Origin of the sequence: Ruegeria sp. Ofav3-42, from assembly GCF_022347725.1 — a bacterium.
Lineage (GTDB): Bacteria > Pseudomonadota > Alphaproteobacteria > Rhodobacterales > Rhodobacteraceae > Ruegeria.
Map to the genome: position 1 here is coordinate 92,258 of NZ_JAKRGB010000001.1, position 21,473 is coordinate 113,730.

At 59.4% G+C, this 21,473-nt stretch carries 18 protein-coding genes; 7 read left to right on the plus strand and 11 right to left on the minus strand.

Features of this window, described 5'->3' with window-relative positions:
- The first annotated feature begins 18 nt into the window (after positions 1–18).
- On the plus strand, positions 19–3,477 hold the full coding sequence (mfd, locus tag MHN28_RS00475; RefSeq protein WP_239334890.1) for a transcription-repair coupling factor: 3,459 nt from the start codon (positions 19–21) through the stop codon (positions 3,475–3,477).
- Here the strand turns inward: mfd and MHN28_RS00480 are convergent.
- The 5 genes from MHN28_RS00480 to MHN28_RS00500 all read right to left on the minus strand — a co-directional run bounded on the left by MHN28_RS00480 (position 3,474) and on the right by MHN28_RS00500 (position 9,324).
- Complete coding sequence (locus MHN28_RS00480) at positions 3,474–4,148, minus strand: SH3 domain-containing protein (RefSeq protein WP_239334892.1); 675 nt, start codon at positions 4,146–4,148, stop codon at positions 3,474–3,476. The genes mfd and MHN28_RS00480 overlap by 4 nt on opposite strands.
- Positions 4,148–5,809: a tetratricopeptide repeat protein gene (locus tag MHN28_RS00485; protein ID WP_239334894.1), complete on the minus strand. Its 1,662-nt coding sequence runs from the start codon at positions 5,807–5,809 to the stop codon at positions 4,148–4,150. The genes MHN28_RS00480 and MHN28_RS00485 overlap by 1 nt, the downstream gene beginning before the upstream one ends.
- Positions 5,810–5,866: 57 nt before the next feature.
- Positions 5,867–7,075, minus strand: coding sequence for a multidrug effflux MFS transporter (locus tag MHN28_RS00490; RefSeq protein ID WP_239334896.1), 1,209 nt, complete (start codon positions 7,073–7,075; stop codon positions 5,867–5,869).
- 75 nt (positions 7,076–7,150) lie between these two features.
- Positions 7,151–7,810 (minus strand): DsbA family oxidoreductase, encoded by a 660-nt coding sequence (locus MHN28_RS00495; RefSeq protein ID WP_239334898.1) that lies wholly within the window; start codon positions 7,808–7,810, stop codon positions 7,151–7,153.
- Positions 7,807–9,324, minus strand: coding sequence for a class I adenylate-forming enzyme family protein (locus MHN28_RS00500; RefSeq protein WP_239334900.1), 1,518 nt, complete (start codon positions 9,322–9,324; stop codon positions 7,807–7,809). The genes MHN28_RS00495 and MHN28_RS00500 overlap by 4 nt, the downstream gene beginning before the upstream one ends.
- A 65-nt stretch (positions 9,325–9,389) precedes the next feature.
- On the opposite strand from MHN28_RS00500, the gene MHN28_RS00505 reads away from it, so the two are divergent.
- Positions 9,390–10,013 carry a helix-turn-helix domain-containing protein gene (locus MHN28_RS00505; protein WP_239334902.1) on the plus strand — a complete coding sequence of 208 codons (624 nt, stop codon included), beginning with the start codon at positions 9,390–9,392 and terminating at the stop codon, positions 10,011–10,013.
- Here MHN28_RS00505 and MHN28_RS00510 read toward each other — a convergent pair.
- Complete coding sequence (locus MHN28_RS00510; protein ID WP_239334904.1) at positions 10,002–10,238, minus strand: hypothetical protein; 237 nt, start codon at positions 10,236–10,238, stop codon at positions 10,002–10,004. The genes MHN28_RS00505 and MHN28_RS00510 overlap by 12 nt on opposite strands.
- 458 nt (positions 10,239–10,696) lie before the next feature.
- Complete coding sequence (locus tag MHN28_RS00515) at positions 10,697–12,511, minus strand: extracellular solute-binding protein (protein ID WP_239334906.1); 1,815 nt, start codon at positions 12,509–12,511, stop codon at positions 10,697–10,699.
- A gap of 293 nt (positions 12,512–12,804) precedes the next feature.
- Between MHN28_RS00515 and MHN28_RS00520 the strand changes: the two genes are divergently transcribed.
- The gene (locus MHN28_RS00520) at positions 12,805–13,578 is read left to right on the plus strand and encodes a 3-hydroxybutyrate dehydrogenase (protein ID WP_239334908.1); all 774 of its coding nucleotides are present in this window, start codon (positions 12,805–12,807) and stop codon (positions 13,576–13,578) included.
- 61 nt (positions 13,579–13,639) lie between these two features.
- Positions 13,640–14,668, plus strand: coding sequence for a patatin-like phospholipase family protein (locus MHN28_RS00525; RefSeq protein ID WP_239334910.1), 1,029 nt, complete (start codon positions 13,640–13,642; stop codon positions 14,666–14,668).
- Here the strand turns inward: MHN28_RS00525 and MHN28_RS00530 are convergent, their stop codons facing one another.
- The 4 genes from MHN28_RS00530 to MHN28_RS00545 all read right to left on the minus strand — a co-directional run bounded on the left by MHN28_RS00530 (position 14,669) and on the right by MHN28_RS00545 (position 17,893).
- Positions 14,669–15,346: a DUF502 domain-containing protein gene (locus MHN28_RS00530; RefSeq protein WP_239334912.1), complete on the minus strand. Its 678-nt coding sequence runs from the start codon at positions 15,344–15,346 to the stop codon at positions 14,669–14,671. It abuts the gene before it with no gap.
- A gap of 67 nt (positions 15,347–15,413) precedes the next feature.
- Positions 15,414–16,328, minus strand: a complete 915-nt coding sequence (locus MHN28_RS00535; RefSeq protein WP_239334913.1) for a pseudouridine-5'-phosphate glycosidase — start codon at positions 16,326–16,328, stop codon at positions 15,414–15,416.
- The gene (locus tag MHN28_RS00540) at positions 16,325–17,218 is read right to left on the minus strand and encodes a PfkB family carbohydrate kinase (RefSeq protein ID WP_239334915.1); all 894 of its coding nucleotides are present in this window, start codon (positions 17,216–17,218) and stop codon (positions 16,325–16,327) included. Before MHN28_RS00540 ends, MHN28_RS00535 begins: the two co-directional genes overlap by 4 nt.
- A gap of 54 nt (positions 17,219–17,272) precedes the next feature.
- Complete coding sequence (locus MHN28_RS00545; protein ID WP_239334917.1) at positions 17,273–17,893, minus strand: thiamine phosphate synthase; 621 nt, start codon at positions 17,891–17,893, stop codon at positions 17,273–17,275.
- 153 nt (positions 17,894–18,046) lie between these two features.
- Between MHN28_RS00545 and MHN28_RS00550 the strand changes: the two genes are divergently transcribed.
- The 3 genes from MHN28_RS00550 to MHN28_RS00560 all read left to right on the plus strand — a co-directional run bounded on the left by MHN28_RS00550 (position 18,047) and on the right by MHN28_RS00560 (position 21,473).
- Positions 18,047–18,790 carry an RNA methyltransferase gene (locus tag MHN28_RS00550; RefSeq protein WP_239334919.1) on the plus strand — a complete coding sequence of 248 codons (744 nt, stop codon included), beginning with the start codon at positions 18,047–18,049 and terminating at the stop codon, positions 18,788–18,790.
- 62 nt (positions 18,791–18,852) lie between these two features.
- The gene (gene ctaA, locus MHN28_RS00555; protein ID WP_239334921.1) at positions 18,853–19,998 is read left to right on the plus strand and encodes a heme A synthase; all 1,146 of its coding nucleotides are present in this window, start codon (positions 18,853–18,855) and stop codon (positions 19,996–19,998) included.
- Between the two features lie 5 nt (positions 19,999–20,003).
- Positions 20,004–21,473: a carboxypeptidase M32 gene (locus MHN28_RS00560; RefSeq protein WP_239334923.1), complete on the plus strand. Its 1,470-nt coding sequence runs from the start codon at positions 20,004–20,006 to the stop codon at positions 21,471–21,473.

The window sequence follows — 21,473 nt, forward strand, 5'->3', positions numbered from 1 at the left end:
AATCGGAAAGGCAAGGCGATGACGGCTCCGAACCATGTGACGGTTGGCGGCGCTCCCGAAGGGTTTGACGCGCAGCTTGTGCTGAACGAGATCGCGCGCTCGGGCGGGCCGGTCTGTCATGTCGCGCGCGACGACAAGCGAATGGAAGCCATGCGGGCGGCGCTGGCCTTTTTTGCGCCAGATATGCCGGTGTTCGTTTTTCCGGGTTGGGACTGTCTGCCTTATGACCGGGTCTCGCCCAACGCAGATATCGCTGCAGCGCGTGTGGCGACTCTGGCGGCGCTGGTTCACCAGATGCCCGATCGGTTTGTCCTGCTGACGACGCTGAATGCCGCGACCCAGCGGGTGCCTGCACGCGATGTCCTGCGCGAAGCCGCCTTTACCGCGCGCGTAAATCAACGCGTGGATGAAACCGCGTTGCGGAACTTCCTTGTGCGGATGGGATTCACACAGAGCCCAACGGTGATGGAGCCGGGCGACTATGCAATCCGCGGCGGGATCATCGATATTTTCCCTCCGGGCGAATCCGGCCCTGTCCGGCTGGACCTGTTCGGCGATGTTCTCGATGGTGCGCGCCGGTTCGATCCGGTTTCGCAGCGCACGACAGAAAAACTGGACGTAGTGGAACTGGCACCGGTCTCGGAGGTCATATTGGACGATGCCGCCATAACCCGGTTTCGTCAAAATTACCGTATTGAGTTTGGCGCGGCCGGTACCGATGATCCGCTGTACGAGGCCGTCAGTGCAGGCCGCAAACATCAGGGTATCGAACACTGGCTGCCGTTCTTTCACGAAAAGCTCGAGACGCTGTTTGACTATCTGCCCGGCGCGACGGTTTCGCTGGACGATCAGGTAACGCCCGCGCGGCTGGCGCGGTGGGACACGATTGCTGATCAATACGAAACGCGGCGGCTTGCGCTGGAAAACCGTTCGCGCATGGACACGGTGTATAAGCCAACACCACCCGGATTGCTGTATCTGGATGACGCCGCCTGGGAACAGGCGGTCGGCGACCGGCGTGTGATGCAGTTCAGCCCTCTGCCACAGGCCAGTGGCCCCGGCGTGATCGACGCGGGCGGGCGCATCGGGCGAAACTTTGCACCCGAGAGACAACAGGAAAGCGTCAGCCTGTTTGGTGCGCTGGCAAGCCATATCACCGACAAGATGGCCAAGCGGCCAGTTCTAATCGCGTCTTACTCTGAGGGCGCGCGTGAACGCCTGACTGGCTTGATCGAGGATGAAGGTCTGGCCGAAGCGATCCCCGTCACCGACGGCACGCGCATCGGCAAACGCGGTCTGCATCTGGCAGTCTGGGCGCTGGAGCATGGGTTCGAAACGCCGGGTCTGGCGGTCATTGCCGAGCAGGACGTTCTGGGCGACCGCCTGATCCGCCAGCCCAAGAAACGCCGCAAGGCCGAGAACTTCCTGACCGAAACCCAATCGCTGTCCCCCGGTGATCTGGTGGTTCATGTCGACCACGGGATCGGGCGCTATATGGGGATGGAGGTCGTCACGGCTGCTGGTGCCGCGCATGAATGCCTGCTGCTGGAATACGCCGAACAGTCCAAGCTGTACCTGCCGGTCGAAAATATCGAGCTTTTGTCGAAATACGGCCATGACGAAGGGCTGCTGGACCGTCTGGGTGGTGGCGCGTGGCAGGCGAAGAAGGCCAAGCTGAAAGAGCGTATCCGCGAGATGGCGGATAAGCTGATCCGCATCGCGGCCGAACGCGCATTGCGCAAGGCGCCTGTCATGGACCCGCCGCCACACGCCTGGGAGGAGTTCAGCGCGCGCTTCCCGTATCAGGAAACCGACGACCAGTTGCGCGCGATCTCCGAGGTGATGGAGGACATGCATTCAGGCGCGCCGATGGATCGCCTGATCTGCGGCGATGTGGGATTTGGCAAAACCGAAGTTGCAATGCGTGCGGCTTTTGTTGCGGCCATGTCCGGAGTTCAAGTCGCCGTAATCGCACCGACCACGCTGTTGGCGCGCCAACACGCAGCTTCGTTCAAGGAACGTTTCCGGGGCTTTCCGCTGGAGGTGCGGCAACTGTCGCGCTTTGTCTCTGCAAAAGAGGCGCAGCAGACCCGTGACGGGTTGGGACGGGGAACGGTGGATATCGTGATCGGCACTCACGCGCTGCTGGCCAAGGGTATTCGGTTCAACAATCTCGGCCTGCTGATCATCGACGAGGAACAGCATTTCGGTGTTGGGCACAAAGAACGCCTGAAGCAACTGCGCAGTGATGTCCACGTCCTGACCCTGACCGCAACTCCGATCCCGCGAACGTTGCAATTGTCTCTGACCGGAGTGCGGGACTTGTCGATCATCGGGACACCGCCCATCGACCGTCTGGCGATCCGGACCTATGTCAGCGAGTTCGATGCGGTGACAATTCGCGAGGCGTTGCTGCGCGAACACTATCGCGGTGGGCAAAGCTTCTACGTGGTGCCGCGCATCTCGGACCTGCCTGAGATCGAAGAGTTCCTGAAAGAACAACTACCTGAGCTGACCTATGTCGTGGCGCATGGACAGATGGCGGCGGGTGAGCTCGACGACCGGATGAACGCCTTTTACGACGGCAAGTACGACGTGTTGCTGGCGACGACGATTGTCGAAAGCGGGTTGGATATTCCAACCGCGAATACGATGGTCGTGCACCGTGCGGATATGTTCGGCCTTGCACAACTCTACCAAATCCGGGGCCGGGTGGGACGGTCCAAAACGCGTGCATATGCCTATCTGACCACCAAGCCGCGTCAGAAACTGACGGCCACGGCCGAGAAACGCCTACGGGTTCTGGGATCGTTGGATACCCTTGGGGCGGGTTTCACGCTGGCCTCGCAGGACCTGGATATTCGCGGCGCGGGCAACCTGCTGGGCGAGGAGCAATCCGGCCAGATGCGCGATGTGGGGTACGAGCTTTACCAATCCATGCTGGAAGAGGCGATTGCCAAGATCAAAGCCGGCGAGATGGAGGGGCTGTCGGACGCGGACGATCAATGGGCACCACAGATCAATCTGGGCGTGCCTGTTCTGATCCCCGAGGATTATGTGCCGGACCTCGATGTGCGTCTGGGTCTGTATCGCCGTCTTTCGTCGCTCTCGACCAAGGTGGAACTCGAAGGGTTTGCCGCCGAACTGATCGACCGGTTCGGCACGCTGCCGAAAGAGGTGAACACTCTGATGCTGGTCGTTCGTATCAAGGCCATGTGCAAACGCGCAGGCATTGCAAAACTGGATGGCGGGCCGAAAGGCGCAACGATCCAATTCCACAATGACAAGTTTGCGTCCCCGCAGGGTCTGGTTGAGTTCATCCAGAACCAGCGTGGGCTGGCGAAGGTCAAAGACAATAAGATCGTCGTGCGTCGTGACTGGAAAAAGGACAGCGACAAAATCAAAGGCGCCTTCGCTATAGCTCGCGATCTGGCCGAGAAGGTCATGGCCGAGAAGAAGAAAAAGGCGAAAGCCTAGTCTCCGCTGACAAAGGTGCACAGTTGCCATTCGCCAGCGTCGGACTTCACGAACGCGGCACGGTGACCAGTCATGGGCCACAGATAGTCGCTGTGCATGTAGCCAGCTGTTCCGTCAGTCAGATAGACGCTTTGATAGTCGTTAACCTCTGAGTAGCTCGGGGCGATGACGATCTCGTGGCTGATAAGGGCCAGTATTGGTGCGCCGCCAACGGCCGCTTTGCGCAGCGCCACGTCCTGACCCGTGACATAGAAAGCCATGTGCGGGTCCAGTGTGGCGGGCAGGGTGATCTGCCATTGATGCGGCATCCAGAACTCGCCTTCTTCGTCGAAATATCCGGGCTGGGTCAGCGTGTGCTCCAGATCGCTCCAATACCCTTCGCGGATCTTGTCCGCGTGGCGGCGATCCTGTTCCGGCAGGGTTTCCGGGTCGGGGTCAAGGTTCGCGCGCAACTCCAAAGGGCCGCCATTGCCGCCATGGCTGAGATAGATATCCGGGCAGGTATCAGCGATGACGCCTTCGATATCCCGCGCCGCAACCTTAGCCAGCAACGCCTCGCGAAAGGCCACAAGTGTTGGATCGCGGTCCGCCTCATCGACGGGCGGAAACGACTGCCGCTCGGCAAGGGCCGGGCCGCAGATCATGGCCAAAAGCACAAGGGTAAATTTCATCAAGTAGCCCTCATAGCGGCTTGGGCGCAGAAACAGGAGGCTCCGACAGCGCGGTCGGCACGGGCCAGTGCCAGATCGAGGCGCTGTTTTATCTGTTGGATCTCGACGGTTTCGCCGCGGGCTTTCAGGCAATCGTATAGACCCTTCAGGCTCCAGACATTGTCCGGGTGAATTGAGGCGCGGCTGAGGTTGCCACCCAAACCCAGATCCTCACGATAGACCGCCTCTGCCTCGGCTGCGTGCCCCTGCTCGAACAGCAACGCCCCAAGCGCATGGCGCGTGGGCTGCATCCAGCCCCACGGCTCGTCGTAGGGCAGCGTGTCGTCCAGCTCGACGGAACGGCGCAGGTGGGTGTAGGCCTGCTCGTAGTTGCCATTTCGGTATTCGATTTCGCCCCGCAGCATTTCACGGGCGATTTCCAGCAGATCAACCACCCGGTTGTTGTGCAGTAGCCGGGTTTCAGGCACCCGGTCCTTGGCGGCGAGGAACAGCTGCTCTTCGGCCTCAGCCTCGGCGACCTGTCCGGTCGCGGCATATGCGACTGCGCGGGCGTAATGGGTGGTCGCCGTGACCGTGCGGTAGAGGTTTTGGTCTTCTGGCAAGGGCAGGGCTTTCGCCTCTTCCCACCGACCAAAGCGGATCAGGATATGAGGCCCCATCGACATGTAGCTTTCGAAGAAATCCGCCATGGGCGGACTTTCCATACGTAGCATTTCTTCGGGCGTGGTGTCCCAGATCCCCTGATTGGCGCGCAGTGCGGGTTCCATCTGTCCCAGAAACAACGCGCCGTAGATGGCAAAGTGATAATTGTGCTGGCGATAGCCGGTGTAGATGTTGAACGCGCCCTCGCGCTCGTAATATTCCAGATCTGCCTCGGTGGCCTTTTCATTCCAATAGACGACGTTGTGATAGTGCCCGCACAATACGTCGATATGCGTCGGCATGTGCACCAGATGGCCAGCATCCGGAACCAGAGTGCGCAGGACATCGCCGGCCTTCAGCGCCTTTTCCGGCGTCGGCGACATCTCCATCAGGTGAACGTAAAGATGCAGCAGGCCCGGGTGTGACATGGCCCCAGGATCGTTGGCCATCGCATCTTCTAGCGCATTCTGTGCCTCCAGCGTCGCAGCGCCTTCTGCGGGCTGCCCGGATTTCAGGTCCCACATCTGCCAGGGGGTCAGGTTCAGCAAGGACTCTACGTAAATGGTGCGCAGATCTAAATGGTCGGGCTGTTCTACAAAGGCTGCGCGCATGGCGTCGGCAAAATCGTGGTCCCATCCGTGCATATCATCAACCGGGTCGCGCTGTGGGTACCTTGCAGGCAGGGCGCGGATCAGCGCTTGCTCAATGGGGGTGCAATACTCGGCCAAGGTCAATGCCTGCTGAGTTGCGTCGTAGGCGAGTGCCAGTGCTTTTTGTTGTCCGCGGTCATCGCGCAGATCCCAGGGGAGGTTGTAGTTCGGGCCCGCCGCGTACGCGACGCCCCAGTGTGCCATTGCACAATCGGGGTCAAACTCTAATGCACGCTGAAAGCACACGACTGCTTCGTCGTGGTTAAAACCGTAGGTCCAGTTCAGCCCGCGGTCGAACCACAGCTGTGCGTCAGAGGAACTGGTTGTGACAGGACAGGAATAGACGCCCAGATCGTAGTAATCGCTCATTGAAAATCTCCCCTCGGATTGAGGGAAGGTTAGACTGATTCATTGGCTCTGCACAGGTCAGGCCGCCAGCCGGTTTTCAACACGGCCCATGTGCAGCATCAGGCTGAAACCAAGCGTGCTCATGGTCAGAATGCCCAGTGCCAGCGGGGCGATTGATCCGTCGAACAAGAGGCCAATCGGAGCCGCGATCGCAGCGGCCAGAACAGTTGAGATCGCCCCGATCACCGAAGCCGCCATACCTGCAATATGGCCCATCGGCTCCATCGCGATGGCGTTCAGGTTGCCCATCGTCATGCCCGCCATGAAGAACACGGCCGTCTGCCAACTGACGAAAACAGCAAAGGACAAGGTGGGCGAAAGCTCTGTCGCATTTAGCGCGATGACGGCTGTTGTGAAGATGACCTGAGCGCCCAATGCCCAAGTCACGATCCGACGCATGCCCAGTTTGATAACAAGCGCCGCGTTCAACAGGCTGGCGGACCCAGACATCAAGGCAACGAAACCGAACCAGAACGGGAAACTGTCGGCGCTGTCGTGGATGATGTCGTAGATCGGCTGTACCATGGTCAGCATGGTGAACAGCATGCCTAGGCAGAGGGTCTGCACCATAATAGACACCCGAACGGTTGGGTGTGCAAACATCTGGCGTGCGGCGTCCAGCATCAGTGGCAGGCGCAAGGGGCGACGGTTTTCCGCAGCAAGCGACTCGGGCAGACGCAGACCCATCCAAACAACGGTGATCAGCGAGAACAGCATGAACGAGGCAAAGATGCCACGCCAGCCTGTCAGGGCGATCACGCCAGCCCCCAGCATCGGCGCAATCGCGGGCACCAGCGTGAAGATCATCATGGCGATGGACACGATGCGGGCCATTTCACGGCCCGAGTACAGGTCACGGATAATCGCCATGGCCACCACACGAGGGGCCGCACACCCGATCCCCTGAAAGATACGGGCAACCAGCAGCATCTCGAGCGAAGAACTGGCCCATGCCGCTGCGGCGGCCACGATATACAGAACAGAACCGACATAGATCACCGGTTTGCGGCCAAAGGCGTCGGACAGCGGGCCGGTGAAAAACGTGCCGATCCCCATGCCCAGAACAAACGAGGTGAGGATCAGCTGCGCCTTGTTGACGTCATCCGGGCTGAGCTGTGCGCCAATATTCGGCAGTGCCGGCAACATCGAGTCGATCGAAAACGCGATCGTTGCAAACATCATTGCGATAAGTGCGATGAACTCGCCGCGAGACATGCGATTGGCCATGGCGCCCTCCTGACCTGATCGCGCTATCACGGCAGATCAGGTGGCGCTAGGTGTCTAAATGCACAGGGGTCTGTGCTAATTTGCAGGGGAAGCCTCAAGTTGAGATATGATCTCGGCAATCACTTTTTCCCACATTTCAGGGGGTTGCGCCCCGGGAACAGCGTGCTGATTGGCGACGATAAAGGTTGGGACCGAGCTGACGCCCATCTGCCGGGAATGGCTGTCGCGGTTGCTGATATCCTCGCGGTCGGCGTCAGATTTCAACAGTTTCAGTACAACGGCCGCGTCCATTCCGGCATTGTCAGCGATATCGGCCAGCACCTCGTGATCACCGATATCGCGGGCCTGTACGAAATAGGCGTCGAACAAGGCGTCCACAATAGCGTTCTGTTTGCCCTCGATCCCGGCCCAGTGGATCAGGCGATGGGCGTCCAGAGTGTTGGGCGTGCGCTTCATGCCTTCGAAGTCGATCTTTAAACCAGCATTTTCGGCGTGCTCGACGACCGGAGCATAGGCGCGCACAGCCCCTTCTTTGCCGCCAAACTTACGCTCAAGGTATTCGCGGCGGTCCATGCCCGCATCCGGCATATCGGGGTTCAATTGGAACGGATGCCATTCAATGACGAACGGGTGGTCGGGGATTGCTGCCAGAGCCTTGTCCAGATGCGTTTTGCCGATATAGCACCACGGGCAGATCGGGTCGGACATGATATCAAGCTTGACGGTCTGGGTCATTCGTTGGTCGCCTTGAAGTAGGCCGGCAGCGCCCGGCGCAGAAGTTTGCCGTTTCCGCCGGTGGGCAGTTCGGGCAGATGGATGAAGGCGCGCGGTTGTTTGTAACGTGCCAGATTTGCCTCGACATAGGTGCGCAGAGCGTTTTCGTCCAGCTTTTCCGGACCGGTATAGAAGGCGGCTATCACAAATGTGTCCTGTTTGACTTCGACAACGGCCGCCCCGACCTGTGCGATGCCGGGGTATCTGGACAGCACGGCCTCGACCTCGACCGGAGACACCCTGTAGCCGCCCGCGTTCATCATGTCGTCGTCGCGGCCCAGATAGGTTATCTGGCCGTCAACGGCCATCGCTCCCTGATCGCCGGTCAGGAACCAATCGCCCTGCATGCGGGCTTTGGCTTCGTCCGGAGCGTTGAGATAGGTCAGCATCAGGCCAGGGTCAGACCGGTGCACGGCAATCGTACCTTCCTGACCCTGCGGCACCGGCCCATCCGACCCCAGTATCGCCACGCGACGGCCGGGCTGAGGTTGCCCCAACGCATCGCCCCGCGCCGGATGTTCCGGGCTGGAGGAAATGAAGGTCGAGCATTCGGACATCCCGTAAGCCTCATAAAGCTCGGTACCCGTCGTCTGCGTCCATCTTTCGTGAAGGTGGCGCGACAGCTTTTCGCCGGCGCACAGCCCGTGTCGCAGGTCTGGCAGGTGGAGGTCATCCGCAGAGCTCAACGCTTTTCGGAATACACCGGGTGCGGCGGCGAATATGGTTGCTTGATGTCGGCGCAATAGGGCGGGCAGGGCGTTTAAATCGGTTCCAGGTTCGGGGATCAAAGCCGTCGCGCCGATAGTCCACGGGTCCATCAACCCGGTGCCCAGGGTATACGTCCAGTTGAACGCGCCCGCATGGCACAAACGGTCGCTCTCGCGCAGACCGTACCAACCGTCGACCATCATCTGGCGTGCCCAGATGGCGCGATGGGCATGGGCCACGGCCCTCGGTTTACCGGACGTACCTGACGTATAGACGACATAAGCCATTCGGTCCGGGTCGCCCATTTGAAACGCGGCCGGGGGCAGGGCGCGCATCCCGGCCAAAGCGCTCAAATCAATCTGAACCGGATGCATGGCGCAGGCGACAGCCGGGTCGCGCAGGATCGCGGCGGGCTTGAGGTCTTCGATCATGCGCGCCGTTTCGGGCTCGGTCAGCTGCGACGAAGTCGGAACGGGCACGATACCGACAGCAATCGCGCCCAGATAGGCAACGGGGAAATCAACTGTGTTCCCCAACCGCATCAACGCGATATCGCCGGGTTTTAACCCGGCATTCAGCAGCCCGGTTCCGGTGCCAAGAATGGCCTGTTTCAGGTCGCGATATGTCCAATGCGTGGCATCCGTCGGGCCCAGAACGGACAGGGCGGTCTTGTCCGCAAGCCTGTCCGCAGAGCGTAGAACATGCGCAGCCAGATTGAATGGTGTCGGGCAGGCCGGCGGCGGCCCCTGATCGAATACAGAAAGCATAGCAACTGGCTAGCGTGACGACAGGTGCGTTGCAAGCACGACAGGCTGCGCCTATAGAATGACTCATGAGCACCCAAGACCAGACATCCCTGATCCGCATCGCGCGTGACTCGGGCGAACATACGGAAGTTGAACCGCTTGACCTCGGCGCGCGTGTGCGCGAGCTGCGAAAAGCGCGACAGTGGACGCTTGAACAGGCGGCAACGCAGGCTGGTCTGGCGCGTTCAACGCTCAGCAAGATTGAAAACGGCCAGATGTCGCCCACCTATGACGCGCTGAAAAAGCTGGCAACCGGTTTGGAGATTTCCGTACCGCAGCTGTTTACCCCGCCGCAGCGAGAGCAGGTGATCGGCCGAATGGCCGTAACGCGGATGGGCGAAGGGTCGGCACACCCCACTGCCACTTACGAACATGAATTGCTGGCTGACACGCTGACGAAAAAGCAGATGCTGCCCTATCGGGCTCGCGTCCGCGCACGTTCAATGGAAGAGTTCGACGGCTGGGTGCGCCACGACGGCGAAGAGTTCCTGTATGTTCTGACGGGGGTTGTTCGCCTGTATACCGAGTTTTATGAACCAGTTGAGATGCGCCGCGGCGACAGCGCCTATTACGACGGTAGCATGGGTCACAATGTAATCTCGGTCAGCGACGAAGACGCAATGATCCTGTGGGTGACATCACTTACTTAACGAGCGGCTAAATTCGCGGTTCAAACCTTCTGTGAACAAAAAGTCCTCAAGCTCTTCGTGGGCTTCGTTCATAGTCAGTTGGTGGCGCTCGGCCAGATACGCTTCGAAACGTTTGCGGTCCTTGCTCAACCGCACCATGTCCTGATCCCGCAGGTTCGGAAAACGCCGTTTGGCGCGCGCATACATTGCGTCCCAGTCTTGCGTTAGATCGGTCCAGTTCAACATCAGCGAGCTTTCCGTATTTTAGGTTTCACAACTGCTCGGCCCGTAGTTCAGCGTACGGACGCAAAGGTAGTGACCGGGCATGACAAAATGTCGCACCTGTGTATGTTGTTTGACAGAAGCGAAATTGCCCGTTGCAGCCTACCCGCAACGGGCAAACGGACCTAAGTTTGGAGTGAGTGGAGGCCGGTCCGTGAATTCGATGTGAATTGCACCGGACGAAGAGTTATGTTTTGAAAATCAAAGCAATAATCAGTTCGCGACGTACGCTGCAATATATGTACAAGCTATATTGCCAATACCCGTTCAGTAAAGCCTTTTGTGTAGGTTTTTTAAAAGGCTACTTGACGTAGGGTCAACGACAACATGTCGGCGCAGGTCGGAAAGAGGTCCGCTATATGCGGTGGCATATGGCATTGTGCCGATTTCCGCCTACGCCTGTAAAGGCCGCGACTGGCTGATTACTCTTCGTACCACCAGACCTGCGGCATGTATTCCGGCCCATCGCCATAAATCGGCAGAGTCTGCGGCTGTTTAAGCTCTTTGGCATGGGCGATCCGTCCCACATCGAAGTTCCAGATCGGAATGACATAGCGTCCCGCGGTCAGAACGCGATCAAGGGCGCGGGTCGCCGCAACAAAATCCTCATGGCTTTCCGAAGCAAGCATCGCGTCAATCAAACCGTCCACAGCGGGTGAGGTGACACCCATCAAATTGCGGGTGCCCGGCGTGTCCGCATTTTCGCTGCCCCAGTACAGGCGTTGTTCGTTGCCTGGTGACAAGGACAGAGCGCGGCGGAAGAATGTCATGTCGAAATCCAGCTCGGATGTTCGTCCGGTGAATTGGGCACTGTCGACCTGTTCTATTGTCACCTGAATACCAAGACGCTCCAACGCGCGCGAGTAAATCTCGATAGCCGTCTGACTCTCGGTGTCGCCTTGTTGTAGCAACACGGTCATCGTGAAGGAATCGCCATTTTCGTTGCGCAGTATACCGTCTTGAATGGTCCATCCCGCGTCAGCCAGCAGTTTGGTCGCGGCCCGGACATTGGACCGGTTCCGGGCAGATCCATCGCCTTCCGGCAGGGTGTATCCCTCTAGCGCTCCGGGCGGCAGATCGTCTTTGAAGGACAGCAGCAGCTCTTCGACGCGCCCGGTAGCTGGGCCAGGCTGCATGGCCAGATCCGAGCCTGAGAAATAGGATGTGATACGCGGTTGTGCGTCACCCGTGATGGTGTCGTTGATAAACTCGAAGTTAAAGGCCAACATTAACGCTTCGCGAACGCGCCAGTCGTCAAACGGAGCCCGACGTGTATTCATCACGAACCCGGTCATGCCCGAGGGCTTGCCGTGCGGGATTTCGATTTTGATGACGTCACCGCTTTGAACGGCCGGGAAGTTGTATTGTGTGGCCCATTTGTCGGCGTTGAATTCGCGCACGGCGGTCAGTTCTCCGGCTTTGAAGGCCTCGAACAGAACGGTGCCATCGCCGTAAAATTCGATCCGCATCTCATCCAGATTCATGGTGCCGCGGCGGAAGGGGATGTCGGTGCCCCAATAATCCGGATTCCGTTTCAGGTTTACGTATCTGCCAGCCTCATAGCTGTCGACGACATAAGGGCCGGTGCCGACCGGAATGTCATGCAGCCCGGCATTGGCGAAGTCTTTTCCTTCCCATTGGGCTTTCTGCAGGATTGGGCGCATCCCCGCAATAAGGGCAAGTTCGCGGTCAGGCTCGTTAAAGGTGATGCGCACGGACCTAGGTCCGGTTTGTTCGATGCTGTCAATTTTGCCCCACAGACCGCGATATCGCAGATGGCCTTCGGTGCCCAACGTCTCATACGACCAGATGACATCGTCGACAGTCACCGGGGTGCCATCCGAGAATCGAGCGTTTTCCCGGAGCGTAAATTCGACCCAGGACCGGTCCGGAGCAGTCTCAACTGATTCGGCTAATAGCCCGTAAAGAGTGAAAGGTTCGTCCCAGGATCGGCCCATCAGGCTTTCGTGGGTCCAAAACCGCAATTGCCACGGAGAGCTGCCTTTTTGCACGAACGGGTTCAAACTGTTATAGCCGCCGGTATTCCCGAAAACGACGTTCCCACCTTTTGGCGCATCCGGATTGGCGTAGGGCAGAGACACAAAATCCGGTGGTAGCGCCGGGTCGCCATACATAGCTATGCCATGGGCCGATTCTGCATGAGCGATGGAAGTGCTCAAAAGGGCAGTGATTCCCGCAATCCAAGGACGTACGGGGCGTAGAAAATCGGGGCTCATTTTGGAAACAATCCTGCTCTGGCCTTATTTTGTTGGGATTCATCGTAGCGATGATTTTTCATATTTTCAAACTTTTAGCTTGGACGAAGGCGCGGAATTGCTTATAAAGGTTCCACTGCTCGATAGGTTTCTTGCCTGTATGAAACCTGCCTCAATAACTTAACGCCCGCTTCGTGCGGGCGTTTTTTTTGTGCGGATTTGGCTCCGGATGTGCCGTCCGAATGTTTCCCCGTTTTCTTTGCAGGTGCAGCATGGCAGTGTGTCGTCAAACTGGATTTTGAAGGAGTTCGGCCATGAGCCTTTCGGGAAAAACAGCCATCATCACCGGATCAAATTCGGGCATCGGATTGGGGGTCGCGCGTGAATTGGCCAAGGCTGGCGCGAACGTCGTGCTGAATTCCTTTACCGACCGCGACGAGGATCACGCCCTGGCCGCCGAGATCTCGCAAGAAACCGGCACCAATGCGCGCTATATCAAAGCCGACATGTCCAAGGGTGATGAATGCCGCGCTCTGATCGAGCAGGCCGGGGCTTGCGACATTCTGGTGAACAACGCGGGAATTCAGCATGTCGCGCCCATCGATCAGTTTCCGACCGACAAGTGGGATGCGATCATCGCGATCAACATGAACTCGACCTATCACACTATGGCTGCTGCTCTGCCAATGATGCGCGCGGCCGGGTGGGGGCGGATCGTGAATATCGCCTCGGCGCATGGTTTGACGGCATCTCCGTTCAAAGCAGCTTATGTCGCGGCCAAGCACGGGGTCGTGGGGATGACCAAGACTGTGGCGTTGGAAACGGCGCAGGAACCGATCACCTGCAATGCGATATGTCCTGGCTACGTGTTGACGCCTCTGGTCGAAGCCCAGATCCCGAACACGATGAAGGAGTATGGCATGAGCCGCGAGGACGTGGTTAAAAACGTCCTGCTGGAGCGTCAGCCATCGAAAGAGTTTGCCACGGTTGAGCAACTCGGCGGCACCACGATCTTCCTGTGCTCAGATGCGGCCGCACAAATCACCGGGACCACGATTTCAGTGGATGGCGGTTGGACGGCTTTGTGAGGTTTCACAGGGGCTCTGCCCCCGTACCCCCGGAGTATTTTGGAAAAGGTGAAGGGGCGGGATGGTGAAACGGATCAATCTGGCATTGCAGGGTGGCGGGGCGCATGGGGCTTTTACCTGGGGCGTTCTGGATCGGCTACTGGACGAAGAGGATGTCGAGGTCGCGGCGATTACCGGAACTTCGGCCGGGGCTCTGAATGGGGCCGCGTTTAAGTCCGGGATGGTTCACAACAGGCGCGACGGGGCGCGGGCGAGTCTGGACGGTTTGTGGACCCGCATGGGCGCAGTTGGCGACATGCGCCTTGCCAACTGGATGCAGTCGCTGGAGCCCGCTCAGATCGCGCAGGCGATGGAATATTCGTTGCCTTTCTCGGTCGGCGATGCCTGGTCGCGTCTGGTGTCGCCTTACGCCTATGGTCCGTTCTATCGCAACCCGTTGGAACCGGTCGTGGACCGGTTCAACTTCGATGAAATCTGTGCCGATGAAGGGCCGCAGCTGTTTGTCTGCGCGACCTGTGTGCGCAGCGGTAAGATCCGCGTATTTACCGGAGATGAGATCTCGACAGATGCCATTCTGGCTTCGGCCTGCCTGCCGAACCTGTTCCAGGCGGTTGAGATCTTTGATCCGAAGTCTGGCCGGACGGAGGCGTATTGGGATGGTGGTTATACCGGCAACCCGGCGCTGTATCCTTTGTTCAACGCGGATTTGCCCGACGACGTGGTGATCGTGAACATCAATCCGCTGGAACGGGACGAGGTGCCGAAAACGCCGCAACAGATACAGAACCGGATCAACGAGATCAGCTTTAACTCGTCCCTGTTTCGTGAACTGCGGGCGATCAGTTTTGTTCAGCGTCTGTTGGCGGAGGGTAAGCTGAAGGCCGGAGAGATGAACCGGGTTCTCGTACATATGATTGCGGATGATGAGTTGATGAACGAGCTTTCGGTTGCGACGAAAACAGTTCCGAACCCGGTAATCCTGCACAAACTAAAAGATGCCGGACGTGCCGCCGCGGATAGGTTCCTGTCGGAAAACAAGGATGATCTCGGCGCGCGCAGCACCGTCAACTTGCCCGAGATGTTTGGCTGATCACTCGGGCGGTTGCGTCGGGTCTTTTTCGTTGGGGTAAACAAGGCCCGCAGAAATCACCAGTTTCGCGGCGTCTTCGATGGACATGTCCAATATGATCACGTCCTCAGCCGGAAAGAACAAAAGGAACCCGGACGTCGGATTGGGTGTGGTCGGAACGAATACACCCAGCAGGCCGCCACTGGTTTCTGCCCGATCGCTGACTTCACCCTTTGCTGTGGTGGAGACAAAGCCAATCGCCCATATGCCCCGGCGCGGGTATTGGATCAGGCAGGCTTTTTCAAAGGACCGCTCGGTCTGTGCAAACACGGTTTCCGAGATTTGCTTGATCCCGGAGTAGACAGACCGGACAACGGGCATCCGGCTCACAAGGCTTTCAGCAAAGTGGATCAGGGACCGACCCAGAATACCCTTTGCAATCCAACCGACTATGACGGTGAAGGTCAGGAAGATGACGACGCCCACGCCACGCAGGTTAATGCCGACATATTCCTGAGGCTGGAACTGCTGAGGTATAAGCGGCAGCACCGCGCTGTCGATCCAGCCGACGACCGACCAGATCAGCCAGATCGTCAGCCACACCGGTGCAATGACCACAATGCCTGTCAGGAAAGACGCACGCAGCCGGGACAGCAGACCCGGGCGGCGATGCGGTTCTTCGTCAAATGGTGTGTTCATTGCGGTCCTGAGCGGTTTTCTGCCGAGTTAGTTAAGCAGTCCGGTGCGTAGGTACAATAGGTTTATCTCAATCGGTTCGGTTGGACAGGGCCCGTGCAATTCCGGCCGCCAGTCGCGCATTGTTACGCACCAAGGCGATGTTAGCCGTCAGCGAACGTCCTTCTGTCTGCTCGTAGATTCGTTGCAGCAGGTAGGGCGTGACACCTTTGCCGCTGATACGGTGTGCGTCAGCGTCAGCCTGGGCCGAGGCGATGATCGGGGCCAGTTCCTCGGCCGGGATTTGATCCTCGGTCGGTATGGGGTTGGCGACCAGTTGACCGCCCGGAAGACCAAGCGCGCGGCGTGTTGCGTGGGCCTTGGCGATATCGTCTGCGCTGTCCATGCGAAGCGGTGCGGCATAGGCCGACTTCGCAGACCAGAAAGCCGGGAATTCGTCCTGTCCGTATGCGATGACCGGAACGCCCAGCGTTTCCAGAACCTCTAGCGTTTTGGCCAGGTCGAGGATGGCTTTGGCACCCGCAGCCACGACCGTTACCGGGGACTGCGCCAGCTCGTGCAGATCGGCCGAGATGTCAAAGGTCGTCTCGGCGCCCTGATGTACACCGCCAATGCCGCCAGTGGCGAAAACCTCGATCCCGGCGTAATGCGCGGCGATCATTGTGGCCGCGACCGTCGTCGCGCCGGTTCCGCCGGTTGCCATACAGGCAGCCATGTCCGCACGGGACAGCTTGGCGACGCCCTGAGCCTGGCCCAGCGATTTCAGCTCATCGGCCTCAAGACCGACGTGCAGCTTTCCTTTGATCACGGCTATAGTAGCCGGGACTGCGCCTGCGTCGCGGATGTCCTGTTCGACCTGTGCCGCCACCTCGATATTCTGAGGGTAGGGCATCCCATGGGTGATGATGGTGCTTTCCAGCGCAACGATGGGTTGGCCTGCGTCTTTGGCGGCGCGGACCTCGGCGGAATATTGAATGTCGATCACAGTGGGGTCTCTCCGGATACGTATGTTGCGGCGGCGTTCAGAGCGCGGGTCAGAGCCTCTGCGCTGGATGCTCCGCCGGATTCTGAGGCGATATGGGCCGCCATGAATGTGTCCCCCGCGCCGGTCACGCGGGTGACCAGAACGGACGGGGGTGTTTGGGTCAAAATCTCGTCAGCATTGCCAACGGTGGCCGAGTTGCCGCCATCCGTGACCAGCACGCGCAACGCGCCGCGATCCAGCAGGCCCTTCGCGGCCGACTCGGAATTCGCGAATTCGCGTTGGCACAGAATGCCGGCCTCTTCGAGATTCACATACAATGTCGCACGCGCATGTTTCAGGAACGGCAGCAGACGTTCGGCCTTGCCGGGCGAGGCCGGGGCCACGCGTAAATCGGCGCGGGCAAAGGCGGGGCTTTGGGCGATTTCCTCAAGCAGGTTCAGTGTCAGGTTACCGTCCAGCGCGATCGGTCCGTTGAAGGGGGCGTTTTCAAACCCCAGCGGCCCGTGCATCAGTGGTCGCAGTATCTTGGCCCCAGCCGCCTCAAGTGAATGGGCATCGGCAATGGCAGCAATCAGGCCATTAGCACCTTCTACGGCCATATAGCGGTCGGTTGGCAGATCCTGCGAGCGGTAGATGTGGTCCGTCACCATCCCCAGCCGGGCGCAGGCATTGACCAGTTCATCGCCCTCGGGGTCGCGGCCGATGGCTGTCAAGAGGGTAGGTGTCATGCCAAAGCGCACAAGCGTCATGGCAATGTTCATGGCCACACCACCGGGCAGCCGGGTAATCCGCCCCGGCACGTCCGAGCCCTGCCGCATGGCGCTGGCAGACCTGCCGATCACGTCCCAAAGGACAGAACCGATGCAAAGAATGTCGCTGTTCTGAGTCATGTCGTCGTCATGCCGCAGCCCCGGCGCGGGTGCAAGGGTTAACGCTCACACGGTTCAGCGCATCGCGTCGGTCAGACCTGTCAGCGCCGCCACAGGGTCATCCTGCGACCAGATTTCTTCGCCGATGCCAAAGAAATCGGTACAGGGTGTCAGACCACGGATCAGGTCTGGCGTCAGGCCGCCTTCGGCGACAACCGGCACCTCGATCATCTCGGACCACCATTGAAACAGGTCACGCTCGGCGGTTGTGCCGTCGCCCAAAGTTGACGATCCGACCGGACCGAAGGCGACGTAATCCACACCCGCTTCTCCAGCGGACATGCCGTCATGGCTGGAGGCCCCGCAAAAGCTGCCGACGATTGCGTCAGCACCCAGTTCTTTCCGCGCAGCTCGAACGGAACGCGCCGCGTCGTCCAGATGCACGCCGTCCAGCCCCAAACGCTGTGCCAGCAATACATGGTTCGAGATCACAAGTGCCACGTCCCGCGCATGAGCTACTTCACGGCAAGCATCGGCGGCGCGGGCGATGGTGTCTTCATCTCCGCCAGCCAGTGCCAGACGGATACAGGCGATTTCGGCACCGTCCAGCACGCCGGCCAAACGGTTGGGAAAGGTGCTCAGCTCGATGGTCGGAGGCGTGATCAGGTAAATCTGTGGCTGCTCGGGGGTGTCCATTGGCGCGTCCTTCGCTTTCAGTCTTTTGCGCGGTTTAGCGGATTGCGGCGGGGAAGCAAACTTTTATGCCCGTTTCGGGGGTAAATGAAGGCGTGGACGGCTTGCCCTGCGTTTGCGCGCGGATTAGAGCAGGCGGAACTTTCGGAGACAGCCATGCCCAGCGACAAATCTCAGCCCTCATTCGTGCTTGTGCGCCCGCAGATGGGTGAAAACATTGGTGCCGCCGCGCGGGCTATGTGGAATTTCGGGCTGGACCGGATGCGGATCGTGGCGCCGCGCGACGGGTGGCCGAACCCCAAGGCTGTTGCGATGTCCAGCGGGGCCGGGCGTTTGCTGGATGAGGCGCAGCTATACGACGATCTGGCGGGTGCGCTGTCTGATAGCACCTTTGTCTTTGCCACCACGGCGCGGCAACGGGGGCTGACCAAACCGGTCTACAGCCCCGAACGTGCAATGCAGTTGGCCGCTGAAAAGGTCGCCTCGGGCGAGAAGGTCTGCGTTTTGTTTGGGCCTGAACGCGCCGGGCTGGAGAATGAAGATATCGCCAAGGCGAACGCCATCATCTCGGTTCCGGTGAACCCGGAATATGCTTCGCTGAACCTTGGGCAATGTGTGTTGCTAACCGCCTATGAGTGGATGCGTCAGACCGGGGACGTGGTGCATGAGGCCACAGATCTGGGCAAGGGCGACTGGGCCACAGGCATCGAGGTCGAGAAGCTGGTCGAACACTATGAAGACCGGCTGGAAGAGGCCGGGTTCTTTTACCCGCCTGAAAAGGCCGAAGGCATGAAGACGAACCTGCGCAATCTTTGGTCACGGATGCGCATGACTCGGGCCGATGTGCAGATGCTGCACGGGATCATGCGGCAGATGGTCCGCTGGAAAGACAAGGGCTGAGGCTGGACCTATGTTCCGCTTCACCCTAGCTTGCGACGAAATCCAAGGCACAAGAGGACAGCATGAGCGGTAAGCGCAGCATCTTCGAAGACGTCTCAGACACAGAAAAACAACAAGCCGTTCAGCCGGGCATGATTGACCGCGGTCGCGGAGGCGCGCGCAAGGCTATTCGCGCCTGGCTTATGATCCTGTTTGCACTTGTGGTCGTGATGATCGCCGTGGGCGGGCTGACCCGCCTGACCGATAGCGGGCTGTCGATCACCGAATGGCGGCCGATCACCGGAGCCATCCCGCCGATGAGCGAGACCGACTGGCAGGCCGAGTTCGACAAATACAAGCAGATCGACCAGTGGCGCATCCAGAACCAGTGGATGGAGCTGGGCGATTTCAAATCCATTTACTGGTGGGAATGGGGTCACCGCCAACTGGGCCGCGTGATCGGACTGGTTTGGGCCATCGGGTTCTTCGGATTTCTCATTGCTCGGAAAATTCCCGTCGGTTGGACCAGCAGGCTTTTGATCCCGGGTGCTCTGGGTGGTGTTCAGGGCGCGGTCGGTTGGTGGATGGTCGCCTCGGGCGTGACTCAGGGCGAGGGGATGATCGCGGTTGCAAGCTATCGTCTGGCAATCCACCTCGGCCTCGCGTTTGTAATCCTTGGGTTCCTCGCCTGGTACATCTTTATGCTGGGCCGCGAAGAGCGTGACCTGATGCAGGCCCGGCGCGCGAAAGAGGCGCGTCTGTTCTCACTATCCACCGGCCTGATGCATTTCGCCTTTTTACAAATACTCATTGGCGCGATGGTGGCCGGGATCGACGCTGGCCGGTCCTATACCGATTGGCCGCTGATCGGCGGACAGGTCTTGCCGCCCGACGCGTCGATACTGGAACCGATGTGGCGGAACTTTTTCGAAAGCCCCGGCCTGGTTCAGTTCATCCACCGTTGCGCGGGCTATCTGTTGTTTGCATTCGGCGTGGTCGTCTGGCGTCGTGGCAGCACCAGCGCCCATCCGCAAACGCGCTTTGCCTTAAACGCGGCCTTTGCAGCGTTGTCGCTACAAGTGGTGATCGGCATCCTGACAGTGGTCTACGGAGCGCCGTGGCAGATCGCCATTTTCCACCAGTTCATGGCCGTTGTCGTCTGGACATTGATCCTGCGCGCCCGCTTCCTGACAGCTTACCCAATCGCAACCTCTCTGCGCGGAGCCTGATACCAATGAGTGCTTACAAAGACCTGATGGCGTTCCAACGCGAAACGTCGGCCCTTGGGCAGATTGCCGGACGGTTGGGCTGGGATCAGGAAACGGTGATGCCGCGCGGTGCGGCCGCGCAGCGCGCCGAAGAGATGGCTGCGATCGAGGCAGTGTTGCACGCGCGTCGTTCCGACCCTCGGGTTGCAGACTGGCTGGAACAGGCCCGTGCCAAGGATGAGGTCGAGCAGGCGCAGCTACGCGAAATTCGCCGCGCCTATGATCGCGCGGTCAAAGTTCCGGCGGATCTGGCCACGGCCATCGCGCGTGTCACGTCGGCCGCACAAGGCACATGGGCGCAGGCCCGCGCCGATGAGGACGTCGCAGCCTTTCTACCCGCGCTCAGCGAAGTCGTCGCTTTGAAGCGAGAAGAGGGCGCAGCGCTCGCGCAGGGCGGAGACATCTACGACGCCATGGTCGAGGATTATGAGCCGTACACGACCGGAACTCAGATCGCAGAGATTTTCGATCAGATGCGCCCGCGTCTGGTGGCATTGCGTGCGGCCGTGCTGGATAAACCCGCACCGCCTGGTCTGACCGGTAGTTTTGACGAGCTGGTCCAGATGAGGTTGTCGCAGAAACTTGCCGTCACCTTCGGGTATGACCTGAACACCGGTCGCATCGACAAGGCCGTGCATCCGTTCAGCTCGGGCAGCGGCCTGGACGTTCGGATCACCACCCGTACCAGCGAGACCGATCCGTTCAACTGTTTCTATTCGACCATTCACGAGGTCGGCCATGCCGCCTATGAACAGGGCATCGACCCTGACTATGCGCTGACACCGCTGGGGCAGGGCGTGTCGATGGGCGTGCATGAAAGCCAAAGCCGGATTTACGAGAACCAGTTGGGCCGCTCTCGCGCCTTCACAGGCTGGCTGTTTGGACAGATGAAAGACGCATTTGGCGATCTCGGAATAGCAGATGAAGATGCATTCTACGCCACGGTAAACGGTGTCCATAACGGCTATGTCCGAACCGAGGCCGATGAGGTGCAGTACAATCTCCACATCATGCTGCGCTTTGATCTGGAGCGCGCGCTGATGGCCGGTGACCTGCAAGTCGCGGATCTTGAGGCGGCGTGGAATGAGCGTTTCAAGGCAGACTTCGGATACGCGATCGACAAGCCATCAAATGGGTGCCTGCAGGATGTTCACTGGTCGGTGGGCTTGTTCGGATACTTCCCGACGTATTCGCTGGGCAACGTCTATGCCGGATGTTTGCATCAAGCGCTGCGCAACGCTGTTCCCGAACTGGATGGTCAATTGGCCGAAGGTGACACTTCTGGGGCGACCGGCTGGTTGCGTGAGAAAGTACAGCAATTTGGCGGACTTTATGCGCCGCGCGATGTGATCGAACGCGCGAGCGGAATGGAGCCCGGACCCGAACCGCTGCTGGAATACCTGGAAAGCAAATTCGGCGATCTCTATCGGTTGTGA